General features: G+C 30.7%; 15 protein-coding genes. 5 read left to right on the plus strand and 10 right to left on the minus strand.

Annotated features, from left to right (window positions below; translation table 11 throughout):
• The 3 genes from Q0873_RS17740 to Q0873_RS17750 all read left to right on the plus strand — a co-directional run.
• On the plus strand, nucleotides 1–2,352 hold a 2,352-nt coding region (locus Q0873_RS17740; protein WP_299110027.1), incomplete at its 5' end, for a hypothetical protein.
• Nucleotide 2,353: 1 nt separating this feature from the next.
• A complete protein-coding gene (locus Q0873_RS17745; protein WP_299110029.1) occupies nucleotides 2,354–2,908 on the plus strand; it encodes a hypothetical protein in 555 nt (184 codons plus the stop codon).
• A 17-nt stretch (nucleotides 2,909–2,925) separates the two neighbouring features.
• A complete protein-coding gene (locus Q0873_RS17750; RefSeq protein WP_299110031.1) occupies nucleotides 2,926–4,182 on the plus strand; it encodes a WG repeat-containing protein in 1,257 nt (418 codons plus the stop codon).
• A 767-nt stretch (nucleotides 4,183–4,949) separates the two neighbouring features.
• Here the strand turns inward: Q0873_RS17750 and Q0873_RS17755 are convergent.
• The 10 genes from Q0873_RS17755 to Q0873_RS17800 all read right to left on the minus strand — a co-directional run bounded on the left by Q0873_RS17755 (nucleotide 4,950) and on the right by Q0873_RS17800 (nucleotide 17,884).
• On the minus strand, nucleotides 4,950–5,471 hold the full coding sequence (locus tag Q0873_RS17755; RefSeq protein WP_299110033.1) for a hypothetical protein: 522 nt from the start codon (nucleotides 5,469–5,471) through the stop codon (nucleotides 4,950–4,952).
• An 83-nt stretch (nucleotides 5,472–5,554) separates the two neighbouring features.
• On the minus strand, nucleotides 5,555–5,971 hold the full coding sequence (locus Q0873_RS17760; RefSeq protein WP_299110035.1) for a hypothetical protein: 417 nt from the start codon (nucleotides 5,969–5,971) through the stop codon (nucleotides 5,555–5,557).
• Nucleotides 5,922–6,821, minus strand: coding sequence for a hypothetical protein (locus tag Q0873_RS17765; protein WP_299110037.1), 900 nt, complete (start codon nucleotides 6,819–6,821; stop codon nucleotides 5,922–5,924). The genes Q0873_RS17760 and Q0873_RS17765 overlap by 50 nt, the downstream gene beginning before the upstream one ends.
• A 197-nt stretch (nucleotides 6,822–7,018) precedes the next feature.
• Nucleotides 7,019–7,300, minus strand: coding sequence for a hypothetical protein (locus Q0873_RS17770; protein ID WP_299110039.1), 282 nt, complete (start codon nucleotides 7,298–7,300; stop codon nucleotides 7,019–7,021).
• 196 nt (nucleotides 7,301–7,496) lie between these two features.
• Complete coding sequence (locus tag Q0873_RS17775) at nucleotides 7,497–8,393, minus strand: N-acetylglucosamine kinase (RefSeq protein WP_299110041.1); 897 nt, start codon at nucleotides 8,391–8,393, stop codon at nucleotides 7,497–7,499.
• Between the two features lie 3 nt (nucleotides 8,394–8,396).
• On the minus strand, nucleotides 8,397–8,975 hold the full coding sequence (locus Q0873_RS17780) for a LacI family DNA-binding transcriptional regulator (protein WP_299110043.1): 579 nt from the start codon (nucleotides 8,973–8,975) through the stop codon (nucleotides 8,397–8,399).
• Between the two features lie 97 nt (nucleotides 8,976–9,072).
• Complete coding sequence (locus tag Q0873_RS17785) at nucleotides 9,073–11,085, minus strand: family 20 glycosylhydrolase (protein ID WP_299110045.1); 2,013 nt, start codon at nucleotides 11,083–11,085, stop codon at nucleotides 9,073–9,075.
• Between the two features lie 36 nt (nucleotides 11,086–11,121).
• A complete protein-coding gene (gene nagB / locus Q0873_RS17790; protein ID WP_299110047.1) occupies nucleotides 11,122–13,056 on the minus strand; it encodes a glucosamine-6-phosphate deaminase in 1,935 nt (644 codons plus the stop codon).
• Between the two features lie 149 nt (nucleotides 13,057–13,205).
• Nucleotides 13,206–14,798 (minus strand): SusD/RagB family nutrient-binding outer membrane lipoprotein, encoded by a 1,593-nt coding sequence (locus Q0873_RS17795; protein WP_299110049.1) that lies wholly within the window; start codon nucleotides 14,796–14,798, stop codon nucleotides 13,206–13,208.
• 5 nt (nucleotides 14,799–14,803) lie between these two features.
• Nucleotides 14,804–17,884, minus strand: coding sequence for a SusC/RagA family TonB-linked outer membrane protein (locus Q0873_RS17800; RefSeq protein ID WP_299110052.1), 3,081 nt, complete (start codon nucleotides 17,882–17,884; stop codon nucleotides 14,804–14,806).
• A gap of 207 nt (nucleotides 17,885–18,091) precedes the next feature.
• Between Q0873_RS17800 and Q0873_RS17805 the strand changes: the two genes are divergently transcribed.
• Together Q0873_RS17805 and Q0873_RS17810 are read left to right on the plus strand one after the other, a co-directional pair.
• The gene (locus Q0873_RS17805) at nucleotides 18,092–19,171 is read left to right on the plus strand and encodes a sensor histidine kinase (RefSeq protein WP_299110055.1); all 1,080 of its coding nucleotides are present in this window, start codon (nucleotides 18,092–18,094) and stop codon (nucleotides 19,169–19,171) included.
• Nucleotides 19,161–19,868: a LytTR family DNA-binding domain-containing protein gene (locus Q0873_RS17810; RefSeq protein ID WP_299110058.1), complete on the plus strand. Its 708-nt coding sequence runs from the start codon at nucleotides 19,161–19,163 to the stop codon at nucleotides 19,866–19,868. The genes Q0873_RS17805 and Q0873_RS17810 overlap by 11 nt, the downstream gene beginning before the upstream one ends.
• The last annotated feature ends 78 nt before the right edge of the window (nucleotides 19,869–19,946 follow it).

Below are 19,946 nucleotides of genomic sequence, written 5' to 3' on the forward strand. Positions count from 1 at the left end.
GTTAGTATTAGCATGGAGGCTCAAAAGCAAGAAGACGAATATTTAATACGCTCAAAAGATCCTCTAGCTGGAGCAACTACCTCTTCTAGATCAAGTACAGAAATAGATGATATACGTATCAACTGGAGCAGCTCCTTTGATACTGCTGTATATAATGAATCTTTGATAAGATTAGCAGCAAAAAGAGAGGGCGATATATGGTACAATAAACAAACAGATATTATAAAGAAGTTCTTAGAAAACAAGTACCACAAACAGTTTTCATCTTACAATGAAGCAAAAGACCATGCTTTTTTAGATCATGAAAGGAAGAACAGAAGTAACTATGTAACTCCTGTTATTAATAGTAAAAGAGAAGATAGAAATAGAAGATCTTTAAAAACTAGAACCAATGTTAAAGGGCTAAGAGCTTTAAAAATAAGAGAAACTGAAATAAAAAATGGTATCATTAATTATTCAGCATACCCTACTTATGAAGTTAATGGAGTTCCTTTAAAAGACATAAAGGATATTAACGCACTAAATAATGCCTATAGCAATTTATTAGGGCAATTTATAGATAATAAATGGAGAGAGTTTGAAAGTGATTATATTACAAAAATACTAGGAGCTTCTTTTGATAATAGTCTTTTAAAAACAAAAAATAGCATTTACCAGAGTTTAAACAAGTGGGATCGTTTAGATTTTATGCAGTTTTATATTTACTATGATCAACTTATTAATAGACCTACTCCGATTCCTATGAATCCTCAAGAGGCAAAATTGTTTGAAGAATATTTAGATAAGATAAACTCTATTACTTCAGCCTATGTAACTAACTATGTAAATGCAAACAAGAATAATGATGTATCATTGTTTCATGCAGATCATTGGAAAATAATTTGGAAAAGAGACTATGGTAATTCTCTTTTTCACATAAATACTGCAAAAAACAAACACAAAGAATTAAAAGAGAAAGAGCTGAATAGACTTATTAACACAACTTCTATACACGCTACAACTACTATAGACAAACTAGTATCTTTATTAAGAATTACCAATTTAGATGAATTGCAATGGTTAAATGATCACCCACATAAAGGAGATGAATTTGATAAACGATATAGCAATGCAAAATTAAGAGACGTCAACAATCCGCAAGACCCGTCAAAAGGAAAAATATTACCACCAGACTATTACGAACAACTAGCTATTTCGAGTATTAGAATAGAACTAGCCAATGGAGCTATTGCTGGAGGCGTAATTCGTAAACTTGAACTTACAGATATTAAAATAAAAGACTGGTTATATGAAAATCTAAGTCAAGCACAAAAAATTACTTCATTTTTACATGAGAATAGTATCAGCGGTACAATTAACAAAGAGATAAAAGGCATGACTAATGAATTCTTAACTATTACCAAAGAGATACCTAATGCAAAATTTGAAAGATATAAAGAGCTATTGAATTTAATAAAAGAAAACCCATTTGCTTTAATTCAAGATTGCATTGAGAACAACGGATTAGCCATTGAGCACTATACATATCTTTACGAACATACGTTGCCTAATGAATGTCTCAATAGGCTAAATGAGTTAGGTAGCGCATTTAAAGACCAACCTTTAAACGAAGGCAATGCAGCTGCGGCAAATGTAGACTATTACGGTGTCGAAGTAACTAAAAATCCAGATTTTAATAAAGATGGAATTCCAGATTCAGATGAAGAAATTTTTCTAAAGTATAGGGAAAATTTTGCTACTTTAGCAAGTGGTGGTAAGAAAGATTTTCAATTTTCTTGTGATATTCCAGGAGATAGCGATGATAAAGCTGATGTCAGTTGGAAGTTTATCCCTTATTTTCCTTGGGAGCTTACTAAATGGAATTCTTACAACCCATTAACTACAATATTTAAAATTGATGCAAATGCTGATGTTTTTATGAGTTCTACAATCGCCGATGATGGAGCTATTATGATTTCAGAATATACATCGAGTTACTGGATTGGCTCTACAATTGCTACGGAATTTTCAGGAACCCAACCTTTTTCTGGAAATCGACAATGGGGTTATATAAGGAATCAAAGTGGAAATTTAGAGTTGTTCGCCAGGGCTGTAGATATTGCAAGACTTTCCAATGTAATGACATACTCGAGTTTTATTGGTTTAGGCGGTAATTTTGAATGTAAAGAAGACACCTATTATAACATCGGTGAAGCAACTTGGTCAAATTTACAAGAACAAATTAAGAATTGGGTTGTAAAAAATGGTGGAGAAGCAAGTGTTATACCAAAAACAGCCATTCGGTTCGATAAAAATAAATTGAAAGAGATGTTAGAAAAAAATGAAGCTATAGATAAAATAAAATGTAATTAAAATGAAAAAATCATTATCTAATTTTGTTGTTAGAATATTATTAGCTCCTTTATTATGTTCTATAGGTCTATATTTTTTCAATTTAGATTTGTTTTTATATCCTCTGGTGTTTGGAATAGTAATAGGTATTTTAAATTTTGATAAATATAAAACTAAGCCATTAATAGGTTTACTCTATGGTCTAGTAGGAGGATATTTAGCTTTTTTTCTATCCTATTTTTCGTTTTTTTTATTATTACATCTAAAAACTACTATTGGAGAAGACAAAGCCAATCTTATTGCGATTATTACTGCACCTAATTTACTAGCTCCTATGTTAGTCTTTTCGGTTTATTGGTTCGTTTTCAAATTTAAAAAATCAAAATTTACATTCTTGATAATGGCATTGTCTATTATCGTTTTAATGTTATCATGTATTACAATATATTTAAACATTAATCTTTTAGGCAGGAACTCTATTAATACAAATTTAATTTGGCAAGTTATTATGGCATTAGCCATTCAACTAATAATTTATCAAAAGGAGATGTTTCCTAAACATAAAATCAATTCTTAATTTAAATAACAAACGAAATGAAAAAGAACTTTTTTTTTGCAGCTTTAATCTATTGTTTTCTTAGCTCAGAAAATATAGAAGCCCAGAAAGAGATAGCTCCAAGTATTGATATTATGCTATACTTAGGGAGAACACCTGGTAAAGCAGAAAGTAAAACTCTTTATGATAACTTATTAAGAAAGTTATATTACGAGAAAAAATCAGATGGGTTTAATAAGATTAGTTTTTTAAACAGTAAAGGAGATTATATTACCTCTAAAAAATTTAATATGGCTTCTGATTTTTATGGTGATTATGCCAATATTATTAAAGATTCTGTCTATGGATATATAGATAAAAAAGGAAAACAAACTCTTTTTAAAAACTATGATTTTGTGTTTTTCTATTATGGAGATATTGGTATAGCTAAAAAAGGAAGAAAAGAAGGTTTAATTGATAGGGAAGGGAATATTATTAGAGATTTTGATAATGTATTTTATGATTTTTTTGGTTATAATCATTTCATGGTTACTAATAATAGAAAAAGTCAAATTATAACCCAAAAAGGGAAAGTTGTTTTTTCAAATGAATTAAACTATTATATCAAAAGCCATTTTTTCACGCCAGATTCTTTAATCGTTTATCAAAAAAAAATAAACGAAAAGAAAATGAACGGGTTAATCAATTTGCAGAACCAATTAATATCAGATAAACTATATGAAGAAGTGTATTATGTTGGGGATGAAGAATATCGTTATTATGCTGTAAAAAACAATAATAAATGGGGGTATATTAACAAGAATGGAGAAGAAGTAATCCCTTTAATATATGATAAAATTAGCTTCAATATAAATGAAGGACTTATACCTGTTCAAAAAAATGGTAAATGGGGATATATTGATGTAAACAATAACATTAAAATCCCTTTTGAATATGATAAAGCATTTGCCTTTACAAATAAACTTGCTTACGTAAAAAAAGGTAAGTTTTATGGTTGCATTAATAAGAAAAACAAAGTAAAAATAGATTTTAAATTAGAAAATAATAGTTTTCCTTTTTTCACAGATAAACTATCTGTATTTAGAAAAAATAATAAATACGGATTCATAAATAAAAAAGGAAAAGTAATTATCCCACCAAAATTTGATAATGTATATCCTTTTGTTGATGGTTTAGCATATGTGAAAATTGGAAAAAAAATTGGGTATATTAATAAAAAAGGAAAGTTTATTGTTCCTCTAAAAGAAAGACAGATGTGGTTTCCTAGTGATGGGATTATTAGAATTGCTGAATAATATTTGCTCAATTTTTTAGTAATAGAACAACTTGTAATAAAATCTATATATACTTAGATTTAATATGGAGTATCGAAAACGGAAAAGCATTTAGTAAATATGGGGATTATCAATACTAAAGATTAATTTGACAAAAATTAGCAAAAAAATCAAAAGCTTAATCATCTATAGAACAAGGTTAAATTTAATGTTTTAGTAAAAACCTAAAAAATGAATATTTATAAACATTTAAAAGTAAGTGCTATAAATTTAGCGCTTACTTTATTATTTATTTTACTGTTAATCTACAACAGTAAAGAAGAGAGTCCAGTATTAATTATTATATTGCTTTTCTTAGTTGTTTTAATACTTACTTTAAGTTTTAGAGCGCTTTTTTTAAACATAAAAGCAATAAGAAATAAAACTATTTCAAAACTCACTTTTCTTCTGTGTTTTGGTTTTAATCTTCTATTTCCGATAACGTTTTTTGGATTGATTATCATAAATCTAAAAGATATTTTAAAACTATTATAAAAGCATATTAAAAAATATAGAGGTATATTTAATGAGTTAAAGAAATATACGTTCTCCACAAACAACAAACCCTTTTAAGTTGAGTGCTTAAAAGGGTTTGTTTTTTAATGATAGTTCAGTTCTTTTGTTTTTATATTCTTGAAAACTTCAGCACGAGAAAAAGTGTATCAAAAAATTCCTAACTAAATTAGTTAAGGATTTTACTTTTTAGAATTAGTGAGCTATATTTACACTTTTTACTTTAAATTTTAATATTATTCAACCCAAACAGATCTACTACAAATTACATCCCATTTTCCATTATTTTTTTGCATTAGAGTAAATTCACCTCCGTATGTTTGCAAGTTATAATAAAGAGCCATTGTATTATTACGAAATAGAACGGGTATTGAAATATATTGTGTTTTTAATTTTTCTTCTTTATTACTCAATTTATCTTTTAGTTTTGGTAAAAATTTATCAAGCTTAAGAACCTTATGAGTTTTAAATTTTTCTTTAATAAATTTAATTTCATTTTTAGGTATTTTGACAACTGAATCTATTCCATTTTTACACAAATAAAACTCAAGATATTCTTGATTAACATACGATACAATTGGTTTATCTCCATCTAGAGTAATTGTTTTATAATAAACCTTATTGGGATTATTTTTTACAATATTTCGTAGTATTCTTTTTGTTTCAGCATCTTTTAGAGCGATTTGCTCAATAGAAGAACAACTTGATAAAATAATTGATAAAAGTATAATCTTAAGGACATCTAGTACTTTTAGCATCTTGTTTGCTTTTTTACGTTTTTATTTCAATTTTATTGTTTTACTTTCTTAAGCTTCTTAAGATGTCCTATTAATATTATTTTTTAATCAATAAGGTTAGCATTTTTTAAAAACGTTTTAATAACTATTGAATCATTTACGTTAACTTTCAATCTTTTAATTTCAACTGTTTTCTTACCAATAAAAGCTATTTTTATGTTATGAGTCCCTTTACTTAAAGAAAACGTTTTTCCTTCTAAATTAACTTTGTTTATCTGAATTAGAGCATCTATATTACCTAAGGAATCATGTGTATTAAAATGAACCCCAGTAAATAAACCGCTCTTAGATTTAAACTTTTTTATTGTATAAGTGCTAGTAATTGAGGAATTAGCCCTTTCATATATTCTTTCATATGACGACTTACATGCAGTTAATACAATTATTGATATAACGAATAATATTACAATATTATGAGTCGCACGGGGCGCTTTTCGCACTTCTTCTAGAGTCTCTTTCATTTTTAATAATTCTTTGAATTTCTGTTTTATTTGTTAAGGACTTATAACTGCTACTAGATTCTAATCCTGCCCAAGAAAGAGCTTTATAATAATCAATGTTTTGCCTATGATTATCATATGCAGATAAAGAATAAGCGAGAGCCTCAACATATTCCCCCATAAATTGATGTTCTGTTAGGTTAGATTTGTAGTTATTTAGCTTATGATACATCTTTAAAACACTCGTTATTGTTGAGTTTTGTTTGGATCTTGTAATATAATGTAAATAAGCGTGTAAACTCTCATGAATTATTGTTTTCGCTATAAATAATCTAGTAGCTTCGTCTATCATGTCAGTATCTAAAGTTACATGAAAACCATTAGTATTACCATTTACCCCCTCTCCGATATCGTCCAATTGTACGATAGAAAACTTTAAATTATATTCTCTAGAGCTATTAAATAACTCTAATATCATTTGTGATAAATGAGTTTTCCCTCCTAAATTAGGTATTAAAGTCCCATTTAAATCTTTTTGCTTTAACGTGTTAATAATTTCACTAACACAAGGATTATTTGTGTTGTCAATAATACCATCTTCTGCCCACCAAGGTTTAATATCTTCGGTATTAAGTTCATTCGTATTATCCCCATTAGAACCTGAATTACCATTACTATTTGAACCTGCACCACTTCCTAAATTATTATTATGACCTAAACTCCAATCAATCGGGTTTTTTATATTATTACTAGGAGTACTCCAATCTTCATAAGTATCTGAACTACTTCCTCCACTAGTTCCACCAACACAAACACAATCCAATAATGTCCCTACATCCCATCCATCTATTAACAATTCTACAACTTCCAATGCAGATGTATCGCAGGAACACCCACGACTAGAAAGACTATTAGATAAATTTAAATCTTTTAACGTTTGAATGTAATCTCCTTTTTTATACTGATAAACTTCTATAAATATGCCATTACTATCATGTTTAAAAATATAACCAGAAAATTCTTGATCATCAGAATCTTTATCATAAACTAAAGTTAAGATAAATGATTCTATTTGGTTATTTTTTTTACCGAAGCAACCAGAGATTTTAAACGTTTATCTGTGTTTAAATTTATAGGTGTATACAAAAAATTTATATTTTCTTTAAATTCTTTAATTTTAGAAGCTTTCCACACAATATCTAGGTCTTTTCCAGATTTTAAACGAGTGTTTTTAGAAAATATAGTTTGTTCAAAAACTTCTTTGGTTTGTTTTACAGCAGGAATAGAATATTTTTGCTGTACTGTCGAGATTTCGATAGAATCATTGTTATTTTCATAATTAAATAACAATATTGAGACAGTAAGTAATAATAAAACCGATAATAAATACTTTAATTTTTACATTCTTTTTTAACTTTTCACAAAACTAATTATTAGAAAATAAAAAAAGTAGATTTTTCAATTACTAAAAGTAATTGAATCACCTACCGTTCAAAAAAAACACAAATGGTGTTTTTTAAAAGCCTTAATTGTAAGAGATTGTTTTTTAATGATAGTTCAGTTCTTTTGTTTTTATATTCTTGAAAACTTCTTCTCCATTTTTTATTCGTTGTATAAAACTTTGCAAGGGTCTTCTTACAAATCTCTTAGATGGCTTTATGTTTTTGTCTTGGAGTTTTTCATTGATAAGGTTTTGAGAGAAATAGGCAACAGATCCTATAAAATATACTGGATAAGAAGCCAATTCTTCTCGATACTCTTTTAATTGATTCTCTACAAATTCGTTTATGGACTTGTTTATAATTTCCTGACAAAATGGATGCTCTATATTTTCAAACAAAAATCGCGCATGTTTAGCCAAATATTTATTAGGTGCTTTGGAGGTATATAATTTAGATATTACTTTTTGCGGATTCAATTTAAATTCTTTTTCAAATGAAAATTGTAAATCCTGTGGCATTTTGTTATAGAAATATTTTTTTAATAGCTCTTTACCCAAATGATTTCCACTTCCTTCATCCATAAGTAAATAACCCATAGCCAAATTTTTCTGAAGCACTTCTTCTCCATTAAAAAAACAACAGTTCGACCCCGTTCCTAAGATACACACCACAGCCGGTTTGGAGGTAATTGACAAAGCTGCCAACATTAGATCTTCGTTTACATAAAACTTTGTTGTATTTGTAAATTGCGATAATAATACTTTTGAGATACTACTTTTACTCTTTTCTGTATTACATCCTGCTCCAAAAAAGTATACTTGTTCAATACTCGTTTTATACTTTCTTAAGGTTTCATTTTTCTCTATAATCTTTACAAGATCTTCTTCTTTAAGAATAGCTGGATTTAAACCTTTTGTTCTAACCCTCTTTATTTTCTTTTTATTCTTCCCTATTAAAACCCAATCACATTTCGTTGACCCACTATCTGCTACTAAAATCATATACTAATAGTTTATTCTATCTATTATTTTATTCACTAATTCTTTTCCTAAATCAACTTCTTTAATTGACCTTATTTGTTCTAATTCTTTGAAGCTTTTATTTCTTTTTCTATCAATCAATTCAATGGGTAACATTCCCTCTTTTAATAGTTTTGCTAAATAGGTGTTTTCTTCCTTTTTAGAATTGGATGAAAAAATTAATCCGTCAATGATATCTCCAGAAAGTAACCTGATATAAGAAATTTCTTTTTCCAAAGCGTTCTCTGTTGGATATGCCATTATTAGGTGTCCATGTTTATAAGACTCTTCGGTGATTCCTGTTAATAGGTTCAAATAAAATTCATCTTTTAAAGAAGGGAGAATAACTCCAATAATTAGCTTTTCTCTTTTCTTTAAATTCCTAGCATAAAAATTAGGTTTGTAGTTAAGTACTTTCGCTGCTGCTATTATTCTTTCCTTTGTATCACTACTTATCTCATAACTATCATTCAATGCTTTTGACACAGTAGATATGGATACTCCTAACTTTGACGCTATATTTTTAAGTGTTACTGTGTTTTGCATTGGTTTGTATTTAATCATTTTGTACCCAAAACCTCATTGGATTCCTCCAAAGACTGTGTATCAAAATATGTATTATAAATAATTCTTTTAGATATAATAGATGTGTTTTTAAACTTTACTTTGCTTCATTCAAGTTTAAATGCTTCATCAATGTATGTAATGAGGAGAGAATCATTAGTTCTGTATCTTCCATTGGTTCTTTTAATTTTTCGAAGCTCTCTTCTAATTGAGCTTCTTCTTTTTTACTGAGTTTATTTCCTTTCAAACGTTGTATGAACGCTACCGAAAGTGTATTTAAACTTGCATAAAAGGGTTTTAATTTTTCCAATAGAGGATTTGTTTCTAGCCTTAAAAAAGCTTCATAATTATAATGCCATTTTTCTAATAGGCCTACTAATCTTTCTTTACTCTTTACAGAAGAGGTTTTTAAAAATTCATTTACAGCCTTATTAAATATCCTTGCATCTGGTGCATCTGTAGTACAAGCATCTGCAAATAGTGTAAATGGAGAAAACGATTTGTACTCGGTACCTCCTTTATTACGTGAATATATTTTTAAAGGTTCGTAAATTTTTGTCAATGCTTTTAACGAACTAATTTCTTGTCCTTTTGTAAGATTCCTTAAAATAGCTTCTTGGTTTTTTAGATGTGTAATACCTAATTCTTCTAATTGCCTACTTATTTTTTGCAATCTCTTATGCATATAATCTACATCTCTAACGTTTTTTGGCGACCAAAATCTTTCTGCGATTGCAGCTGTTCGTGGCCAAATACGACTATCGATGGTTAATGGAGTCACTAATTCACTCCACATAGTTGCTTCACCTCCTAAAATTAAGCGCTCTTCTTTAGCACTTAGTGTTACATCATTTGTTGGTTCAATAAGGTAATGCTCCGCTACGGGTTGCATTCTATCAATATAATACCCATTAGAAAGTATGGTTTGATATCCTTTTTTTACCGCTTCAATTAAGGTTCCTTGTTCAAAGCCTTCATGTTCACCTCTCCAAGAATGGATTATGGCAGTTTTAGGCATGTTAGGAGTCATTATTTCATCCCAACCTACGAGCTTTTTGCCATGCTTTTTTAATATTTTTTCAAGTTTAATATTAAAGTAGGTTTGTAAATCATGGTTTGTTTTTAATTCATGTTTTTTCTTAAATGCTTGAATCTCTGGATTAGCATCCCAATGTTTACCTTCATTTTCATCTCCTCCAATATGGAAATATACATCTGGAAATAAAGAGGCTACTTCACCAAATAAATTATCTAGAAATACATATACCTCAGAATTCGTAGGATCTAAAGTAGGATCAAAAACTCCTGCAAATCTTTCTATTTGATAATCGTACCCTTTTTTACTTCCTAATGCTGGATAGGCTGTTAAAATAGCTGTAGCATGTCCTGGAACATCTATTTCTGGAATTACACGAATTCCTAATCTATCTGCATAACGAACAACTTCTTTAATTTCCTCTTGGGTATAATATTGTCCGTCTGACCCTAATTCATGTAATTTAGGGTACACTTTAGACTCTACTCTAAACCCTTGATCATCTGATAAATGCCAATGAAATACATTCATTTTTACAGATGCCATGGCATCTAAATTTCTTTTAAGAACAGCTACTGGTTGAAAATGACGTGCAACATCAATCATGAGTCCCCTCCATTTAAATCGAGGAGTATCTTTAATGGAAACACTATAAAAAAAACATTTATACCTATTAAATTCAACTAATTGTTGTAATGTTTCCAAGCCATGAAGTGCACCAATGTCAGTTTCAGATTCAATAGTAATTCCCTTAGAATTTACCTCTAAAGTATATGCTTCTTCAACTTTTAAGTTTAAATCTGCTACTTTTCTAAAACGAACTTTTACCGTTGCTTCTTTATTAGTTTTAACGGGAAACCCTTCTTCTATAAACACTCCCGTACTATTTGACAACCGTCTAATGAATTGCGTAGCTGCTCTGTATACTCTTTCACTTTGATTATTTATGGATATGGTGAAATTTTCATCGATAACAAGTTTCCCTGTACCTGCCTTAATTTCTTTAGGCCAAGGCATTAAATGAAACTTCTCCTTCTCCGTTTCTTGTGAGTACAATGAAAAAACAGTACTCAATAGTATTATTATTAAATAAAACTCTTTTCTCATCTATTAAAAATAATATCGTTTAAAAGCTTCAATGGCTGCGTAATCTGCCATACCTAAGCTGTGGTATTTTTCTGCAGTTAATCGGTTTCTATCTTCTGCTCTCACCCAAAATTCTCTCGCATCATCTCCTCTAAACATTACTTTGTCTTTTTGTGATTGATGGAAGAAAATTGCATGTCGCTTTTTTATAACTTGATCAGGACTCATAGGTACTGCCATATCTATTTCATGTGGTTCCCATTCAAACCATGCTCCACGATATAACCATACCCAACAATCTTTCATGTATGGTTCTTCTTTTAGCGTTTCTAACGATTCAAACAAAGCATCTAAACATACCTTATGTGTACCATGTGGGTCAGCTAAATCTCCTGCTGCATAAATTTGATGTGGTTGAATTTTTGTGATTAAATCACTCATTATCTTAATATCTTCTTCTGATAGGTTCTTTTTCTTTACCGTACCTGTTTCATAGAACGGAAGGTTTAAAAAGTGAACATTCACATCTGGCAATCCTAAATATCTAGTTGCAGCTAATGATTCTGCTTTTCGTATGGCTCCTTTTAGCAATCGTACTTCTAAAGAGTCGATACTATTGTTCTTTTTTGTTTGAATCTTATTCACCATGTCACTTATAGCTGAAGAATTTGGCATTAATCCTCCTGCTACTTCAATAAACTTTAGCGCATCTTCATCGGTTACCGCTATGTTTCCAGAGGTTTGATAAGCGATATGAACTTCATGACCTTGTTCTACCAATCGATCAAACGTTCCTCCCATAGAGATAACATCATCATCGGGATGCGGACTAAATATGATGACACGTTTTTTAGATGGATTTGCTCTTTCTGGACGATTACTATCATCTGCTACTGGTTTTCCACCTGGCCAACCTGTAATAGTGTGTTGTAGTTTATTAAAGATTTTTATGTTCAAATCATACGCGCTTCCTTCCTCTGCTAATAACCCAGACATTCCGTGCTCGTTATAATCTTTATCAGTAAGCTTTAAGATTGATTTTTGTAGTTTTTCACTCAACCAAAAAACGGCCTTCTTTTTAAGTTCATCTTTCCAAACACAAGAAGATACCAGCCAAGGTGTTTTGATTCTTGTTAATTCTGATGAAGCCTCTATATCTAAAATAAAGGTGGCGTTTTTATGATTTTGTAAATAGGTAGCCGGTACCTGAGCACTGATGTTTCCTTCAATGGTTTCTTTTATAATTTGGGCTTTGTTCACTCCCCAAGCTAAAAGCACCACTCGTCTTGCTTTTTTAATGGTATTTACTCCCATTGTTATAGCACGTTTAGGAACATTATCTATTCCTAAAAAACTAGAAGCTGCATCTACTCTTGTAATATGGTTTAAGGTAATACTTCTTGTTCCTGAATTTTGGTGAGACCCTGGTTCATTAAATCCAATGTGTCCAGTTCTTCCTATTCCAAGTAATTGGAAATCTAACCCACCAGCTTCTTTAATCTTTAGTTCATAATCGATACAATATTGATATATTTCTTCTGTTGAAATTGTACCGTCTGGTATATGGATATTCTCAGGTAAAATATCTACATGGTTAAACAAATGATCATGCATGAAGTGATGATAACTTTGCATATCATTTGGTTGTATTGGTAAATATTCATCTAAGTTAAATGTTATCACATTGGTAAAACTCAAGCCTTCTTCTCTATGCAAACGAACTAACTCCTCATATACTTTGATTGGAGAAGACCCCGTAGCCAATCCTAAAATGCACATTTTACCTTCTTCAGCTTTCTGCTTGATTAAATCTGCAATCTCTTTTGCTACCACTTTAGATGCCTCTAAAGAGTTATTGAAAATAATATTATGGATTTTTTCAAATCGGGTTTCTTCAAACTGTCCTGCAGGCTTGTAAACTATTTCTTGTGGGTTATACATATGTATATCTCTGACCATTACTTTAATTTTTTAATAAAATTATCTCTAGAAATATTAGCTAACTAATTTTTTCGACTAACCACTTTAAAAGGGGCATTAAAAACAAACGAGAGTGCATCTATATATGCCTTCATACACTCCCGATTGTTCAAACAAAGTTTATTTTATTAAAAGTTACTTCCTCCAGTATCCCACCAAAGTCTAGTTCCTCCATTATCTGGTCCGCTCAAAAAGCCTACTGCTTGTTGTACGTTTGCTGCATTCGTGTTCTTCTCACTGTCAACAAAATTTATACGACGAATTTGAATGTTGGTATCAATATCACCTCCACTGTTATTTACAACTACAGGGAAAATTCTTGGATACCCAGTTCTTCTAAACTCACTCCAAGCTTCTTGTCCATCAGGGAACATTGCAATCCACTTTTGAGTTATAATTTGCTCTAACTGCTCTTCATTGGTTCCTGCTGCATTGTAAGCGATTTTTACATCACTTGCATAAGCCACATTATTTACGGCGTTAATTGCATCTACAAAATCGTTTGGTGTACTTGTGTTATCTGCTAAATAGGTATCTGCTCCAGCAACTCCATGCTGTGTAAAAGAAGCTTTTACTCCTGATTCATAATTATCTTGAGCACTTCCAGCACCAGCCCAACCTCTCAATGCTGCTTCAGCTTTTAAGAAATAAGCTTCAGCAACGGTAAACCATACTTTTCTTTCTGCAGTCATTACCACGTCTCCAATCAAAGAATGACTTGCGTATTGTGACTTTGCAGTAATATCAATTCCCATACGCACTCCTTTATAGTCACCTAAACTAGCGTCTGCAGGTGCATTAAAATACTTTGCTATTCTACCATCATCAAATCCTTTTAAGATAGCTTCCATTTCTGCACTCATACATACGTCATTCCAAGTACCACTTATAGTTGCTATTGGATGTACGAAACCTCCCATGTCCACTGTTACATCAGTTGATAAAAAGCCTGCATCACTGCTCAACGCTTTTTCTCCTTCTGTTTTAGCCAAAGCTGCATCTACTTTTGATACTCTTATTGCTAATCGTAAACGTAAGGTATTTGCAAAGGCTCTCCATGCAGCAATATCTCCTTGTAAGTTCGATAAATCCATTGAAACAAACTGCGTATTTCCTTCATACTGCTTTAATCCAGCTATTGCCTCATCTAACTCTGCAAAGAAGGTTTTGTAAGCAGTTTCTTGAGAGTCGTATTCACCTGTAGTTTCATAGTTGTCATACTTTGAATAACGAATTGGTCCGAATACATCAGATACTCTGTGCATTCCCATTACTTTAATAATGTTTGCTAAAAAAACAAACTTCTCTCCTCCATCAATATCACTTAAACCTATTTGTTCTTTTACACCTCTTGCATGAGGTATTACACCATTACCTTGATCTCCATTATAAGCATCACTCCATATAAAACCATTCCATCCATTAACAAGACTATAGGTTTGGTTGTTTATATTCCCAGCAAAAGGTGTTGGCGCCGTCATATAACCTGAAAACACATCTGAATTCAAACCATGTTGTAACTGATAGTTCCAAGCTGGGTTAACTCTTATAATGTTCGAAAACATCGGAGAAAACTTAGTTCTTATATGATTGAATTGCTGCGATATACTCTCTTGAGATATACCATTAGGATTGGTGTTTATGTCTTTAAAATCTTCCGTGCATGCACTAACAATAATCAAAATTATTAGGGCATATATATATTTTATTTGCTGTTTCATTTTGTTTAAAAGTTAATGTTTACATTAAATCCTATACTTCTAGTAGAAGGTTGATTGTAGATATCAACTCCTTGTAATCCTAATCCAGTACTTGCTGCAATATTAGGATCGAATGGAGCTTCTTTATATATGAAAAACAAATTGTTTGCTATCAATGATAACTTAATGCTTTCAAATAAGTTCGACTTTACAGGTAATTTATATCCTATGGCAACCTCTCGTAAACTAACATTGGTTGCATCGTATACATATTCTCCTAGTACTCCTGCTCTTCCTCCTATTTTATTGTAATAAGCTTGCGCTGTTATTTGCGATGGAGTACCACTTTCGTCTACAACATTAATCATTCCTCCATTTCTATTTCTTGCATCGGCAGTAGCTTGTGACACTCCATATTGATCGTTTACGGCTTCTGTTACACTTACTACGTCTCCTCCAAACTTACCATCGATTAAAAAGCTAAAACTAAAATCTTTGTAATTGAAGGTGTTGTTCCATCCTAAAGTAAAATCTGGTTGTGCATGTGCAACTGTAGTAAAATCATCATTCACTAACAAGTCTCCTGAAGAATTTACAACTGGAGTTCCGTTAGCATCTCTTACCAAAGTTTTTGCTCGAATACTTCCAAAATCTTCTCCTTCTACTAAAGAATATCTATATCCGTTAACTCCTTCAGCAGTAATTACCGCTTCTCCATTATTTAAACCAGGATGTACCGAAACCACTTTGTTTTCATTTTGTGCAAAGTTGATTGCTGAATCCCATGTAAAATCATCTGTTCTAATTGGTTTTACATTCAACATTAACTCGATTCCTTTATTGGTAATTTCTCCAGCATTTACAATATTTTGTGGAAAACCATTAATATTTGGAAGTGCTTGTATAAAGAAGATTTGGTTTAATGTTTTAGTACTATAGTAGGTAAATTCTAACCCTACTCTATTGTCAAACATTCTTAATTCTGTACCAATTTCGAATGATTTTTGTTTTTCCGGCTCTAAAGTTTCTAATGGAGCAAATGAAGCTTGACTAATGTTAGGGTCTGTACTGTTTATTGTACTTAATGGTACTGTTGCATAAGCTGGAATATCTTTCCCTACTTCTGCATAAGACGCTCTAATTTTAGCAAAACTAATTGCCTCAGGTAACTCAAACATTTCAGATAACACCCCTGTTAAACCAACAGATGGATAAAAGAATGATTTTGAATTTGTATTTACTAACGTAGAAGACCAGTCTGTTCTACCTGTAATTTCTAAGTACAACATTTTTTTGTAGCCTAAGTTTAATGATCCAAAAATTGATTGTACTTCTCTATTAGTTACCGATTGACTGATATTATTTGTTGTTTGAAAGTTAGCAATAGTAAAAACATTTGGAAAGTTTAATCCGTTTCCATCTCTTCCTGAGTCTAATAAAATTTGATCTCCAATTGAAAACTTCGTCAAACTTGTTCCTAACAACCCGGTAAAAGAAAAATCTTCAGAAAGGTCTTTAGAATAGTTTGCGATTAAATCAATATACTGTTGTGTATTTTCTGTCTTCTCTAAAATATATCTTCCATTATTTCCAGAGTTTACAGGATCTGTTCCTGCATATTGTCTTTTATCAAACTTAAAAAATGACTTGTCGTAGCTTAATCTTGATTGTAATGAGAAATTATCGGTTACTTGATATTTTACAGATAAGTTTGCCAATACTCTTTGCGCTACATCTTGACTCGGATTTCTATAGATTAACCAATATGGATTTTGCTGAATATTTTCATCAAAAGAAGATGCATATTGATCCATCATGTTTAAAGATGCATTGAAATATTCAAATTGATTTTTATAAATATTTCTATCTATCCCAACCGGATTTAAGTAAACACCTGTTAATGGATTTGAATACAATCCATTGGTTGGTCTATTGGTTATTCTTTGATCAGATAAATTAATACTTGCTGAAACATCTATTTTATCCTTAAAGAATTTAGAAGTCCCTCTTAAAGTAACATTGTTTCTAATTAATTTATTTTCTGGAATCACTCCACCTCCTAAAGTATTTGCAAAAGAGAAATAGGTTTGAGATTTTGCGTTTCCTGCTGTTAAGTTAATCGAATTAATTGCCGTATATCCTGTATTAAAAAAGTCTTCAGCATCATTTCTTAATCCAGAAGCTTTAGCTCCCCAAGATTTAGGATCTGTAACCCTACCATTTTCAGTAAGTGGATTTCCTACAGAAGCAGATTGATAATCTGATTGTAATTTTGGTAATGAGATTACATTTTCAATGGTAAAACTTGAAGACATGTTCACAGAAAGCTTTCCTTCTTTTCCTTTTTTGGTAGTGATTAAAATAACTCCATTCGCACCTTGACTTCCATATAACGCCGATGCTGATGCTCCTTTTAATACTGTTAAAGATTCAATATCATCTGGATTAATCAACGACATGATATCTCCTCCATCTCTGTTTCCTGTTTGACTTCCAAAAATATCTGTTCCTGGCTCCGAACCATTAGAACCGTTTCCATTATTAGACATCGGAATTCCATCTACCACATATAACGGATCGTTATTACTCGTAGAAGAATTACCCCTTAGTACTACTTTTGCAGCACCTCCAAGTCCAGAAGAACTTCTCGTAATGGTAACTCCCGCCGATTTACCAGACAAACTGTTAATCGGGTTTGTTTGTTTAACCTTCGTAAGTTCATCTCCATTTACTTCTTGTGCCGAATAGGTTAAGGCTTTTTTCTCTTTCTTAATACCTAAAGCGGTTACTACCACTTCATCTAAAAGATCTCCTTCTTCTAATCGGACATTGATTGTATTTTGATTTCCTACAGTAACCTCTTTGCTTGTCATTCCAACAAAAGAAAACACTAAAACATCTCCTGAAGAAGCGTTTATCGTATACTTTCCATCAAAATCAGTTTCTGTTCCTTTAGTCGCTCCTTTAATTATAATGTTAACTCCTGGTAAAGGATCTCCATTTGTGGCTGATGTTACCACCCCGACTACTCTCTTTTCTTGTCCCATAGATACTCCTATAAGAAGTATACAAAAACAGAAAAATAGTAGAATTTTATTTTTTTTCATTTTAAGTAAAAATTAGAATATAGTTAGGTTAAATGTAGAAACAGAATAAACTTTTAAAAAAATATTATCTACTAACAACGTCAAATTGGGAACGAACAACACTCCTGCGTAGATAATTGAAAAAACGACTGTTATATTAATAAAAATCAAGTTTATTTTTTCATACTAATATATTAAATTGCTGTGTTTTTTATCAAATTAATATTGATGGTCAGCTTTAAATTATACGACAATAACACTTCTATTAGAACGATTTCTAGAAAGTATCACATTCTTTTCTGGATTAGCTATTTTGGCTTTAACGTGATACGGTGGGGAAGTTATTTTGACGATTATTGGTATTCTCTAAAATCCAATTTGGTGGAATTTCCACTACATATTGTTTTGGTATACCTCAACTTGTATTTTTTCATTCCAAAGTTTTTACTAGCCAAAAAGTACAAACGTTATATTTCTTTAGTATTTGTTTCTTTAAGTCTTTTATACATTGTTAGAACACTTCTTAATTATGTACTGGTTACCGAAAACATTTGGCCAGAAGCAGAAGGCTATCAAGAAGCCTTTACATTTAATCATATTGTGGCAGTAACTCTTGGAGAGTTATACGTTTTAGCCTTGGCTACAGCCATAAAACTCACTGTAGATTGGGTAAGTCAACGCAATAGAATAGAGAACTTAAAGAAAGAACATTTAAAAAGTGAACTTAACTTTTTAAAAACTCAAATACAACCACACTTCTTCTTTAATACTTTAAATAATCTATATGCATTGACCTTGGAAAAATCCGACTTGGCACCATCTGTTGTATTAAAGCTTTCTGATATTATGCAATATGTTATTTACGATATCAAAGCACCTAAAGTAAGTTTGTTAAAAGAAATAGAATACATTCAAAATTATATAGAGCTCGAATTATTACGTTGTAATAAAAATGCAAATATTGATTTAAAAATACATGGAGATATTGGCCAAGCAAACGTACCTCCGCTGTTGTTTTTACCTTATATAGAGAACTGTTTTAAACATGGAAATAAAAACAGTGACGATTTTTATATCTATATTAGTTTCAAAATCAATGCTGAAAACAATTTAGTTTTCAGTCTAAAAAACAGTTTTACACCCTCTTTTGATAATGATCGGAAAAAAGGAATTGGGAATGCAAATACAAAAAGAAGATTAGATTTAATTTTTAAGGATAATTACCAACTTGATATTTCGAAAGAAGAGAATATTTTTTCCGTTAACTTAAACATTCCATTAACTAAAAAAGAATACAATGAAAATTAATTGTATTATAATCGATGATGAACCTTTAGCTATTAAGGTTATTGAAAATCACTTAACCGAGTTTAAAAACATAGAGGTTGTGGGTAAATTCAATGACCCAATGAGCGCACTACCTACTATTGAAGAACACCAGATTGATGTTGTTTTTCTTGATATTAATATGCCTAAAATAAATGGTTTAGATTTTCTTAAAAACGTAAGTATAAAGCCCTACATTATTATTACTACTGCTTATCGTGAGTATGCAGTGGATAGTTATGATTTAGACGTACTTGACTATTTAGTAAAACCCATCCCATTTTCTAGGTTTATAAAGTCTATCAACAAACTCACCCAACAACTCTACTTAACGCAAAATTTAGATCCTACACCTAATCAAGCAGATTCATATATCTTTTTAAAAGTAGATAAGAAGTTGGTAAAGATTAAGTATAAAGACATCTTATTTATAGAAAGTTTGAAAGATTATATTCGAATTCAAACCAGTGGTGATAAATATATTGTTCATAAATCGCTTACGAGTATTACCGAAGAATTACCTAGTGAAAAATTTCTTCGTATACATAGATCCTATACAATTGCGGTAGATAAAATTGATTCTATCGAAGGAAATTTAATTGAAATTGGAGCGAAGCGAATTCCCATAGGGAGAAAATATATCAACCTTACTAAACAGATAATTCTAAATAGAGAATAAAATAGCCTTGTATGTAAAATTGGTCTGTTTAGCGCATTTTTTGTGTTACAGGTAGAAAAAATTTAACCATGGCTTAAT

The sequence above is a fragment of the uncultured Tenacibaculum sp. genome (assembly GCF_947498805.1).
GTDB lineage: Bacteria > Bacteroidota > Bacteroidia > Flavobacteriales > Flavobacteriaceae > Polaribacter.

Coding starts and splice junctions, on each gene's coding strand:
- Q0873_RS17760 (WP_299110035.1), bottom strand. CDS start 5,971: ATGAAAGAGACTCTAGAAGAAGTGCGAAAAGCGCCCCGTGCGACTCAT.
- Q0873_RS17775 (WP_299110041.1), bottom strand. CDS start 8,393: ATGATTTTAGTAGCAGATAGTGGGTCAACGAAATGTGATTGGGTTTTA.
- Q0873_RS17795 (WP_299110049.1), bottom strand. CDS start 14,798: ATGAAACAGCAAATAAAATATATATATGCCCTAATAATTTTGATTATT.
- Q0873_RS17745 (WP_299110029.1), top strand. CDS start 2,354: ATGAAAAAATCATTATCTAATTTTGTTGTTAGAATATTATTAGCTCCT.
- Q0873_RS17805 (WP_299110055.1), top strand. CDS start 18,092: ATGGTCAGCTTTAAATTATACGACAATAACACTTCTATTAGAACGATT.
- Q0873_RS17750 (WP_299110031.1), top strand. CDS start 2,926: ATGAAAAAGAACTTTTTTTTTGCAGCTTTAATCTATTGTTTTCTTAGC.
- nagB (WP_299110047.1), bottom strand. CDS start 13,056: ATGGTCAGAGATATACATATGTATAACCCACAAGAAATAGTTTACAAG.
- Q0873_RS17810 (WP_299110058.1), top strand. CDS start 19,161: ATGAAAATTAATTGTATTATAATCGATGATGAACCTTTAGCTATTAAG.
- Q0873_RS17780 (WP_299110043.1), bottom strand. CDS start 8,975: ATGATTAAATACAAACCAATGCAAAACACAGTAACACTTAAAAATATA.
- Q0873_RS17755 (WP_299110033.1), bottom strand. CDS start 5,471: ATGCTAAAAGTACTAGATGTCCTTAAGATTATACTTTTATCAATTATT.
- Q0873_RS17800 (WP_299110052.1), bottom strand. CDS start 17,884: ATGAAAAAAAATAAAATTCTACTATTTTTCTGTTTTTGTATACTTCTT.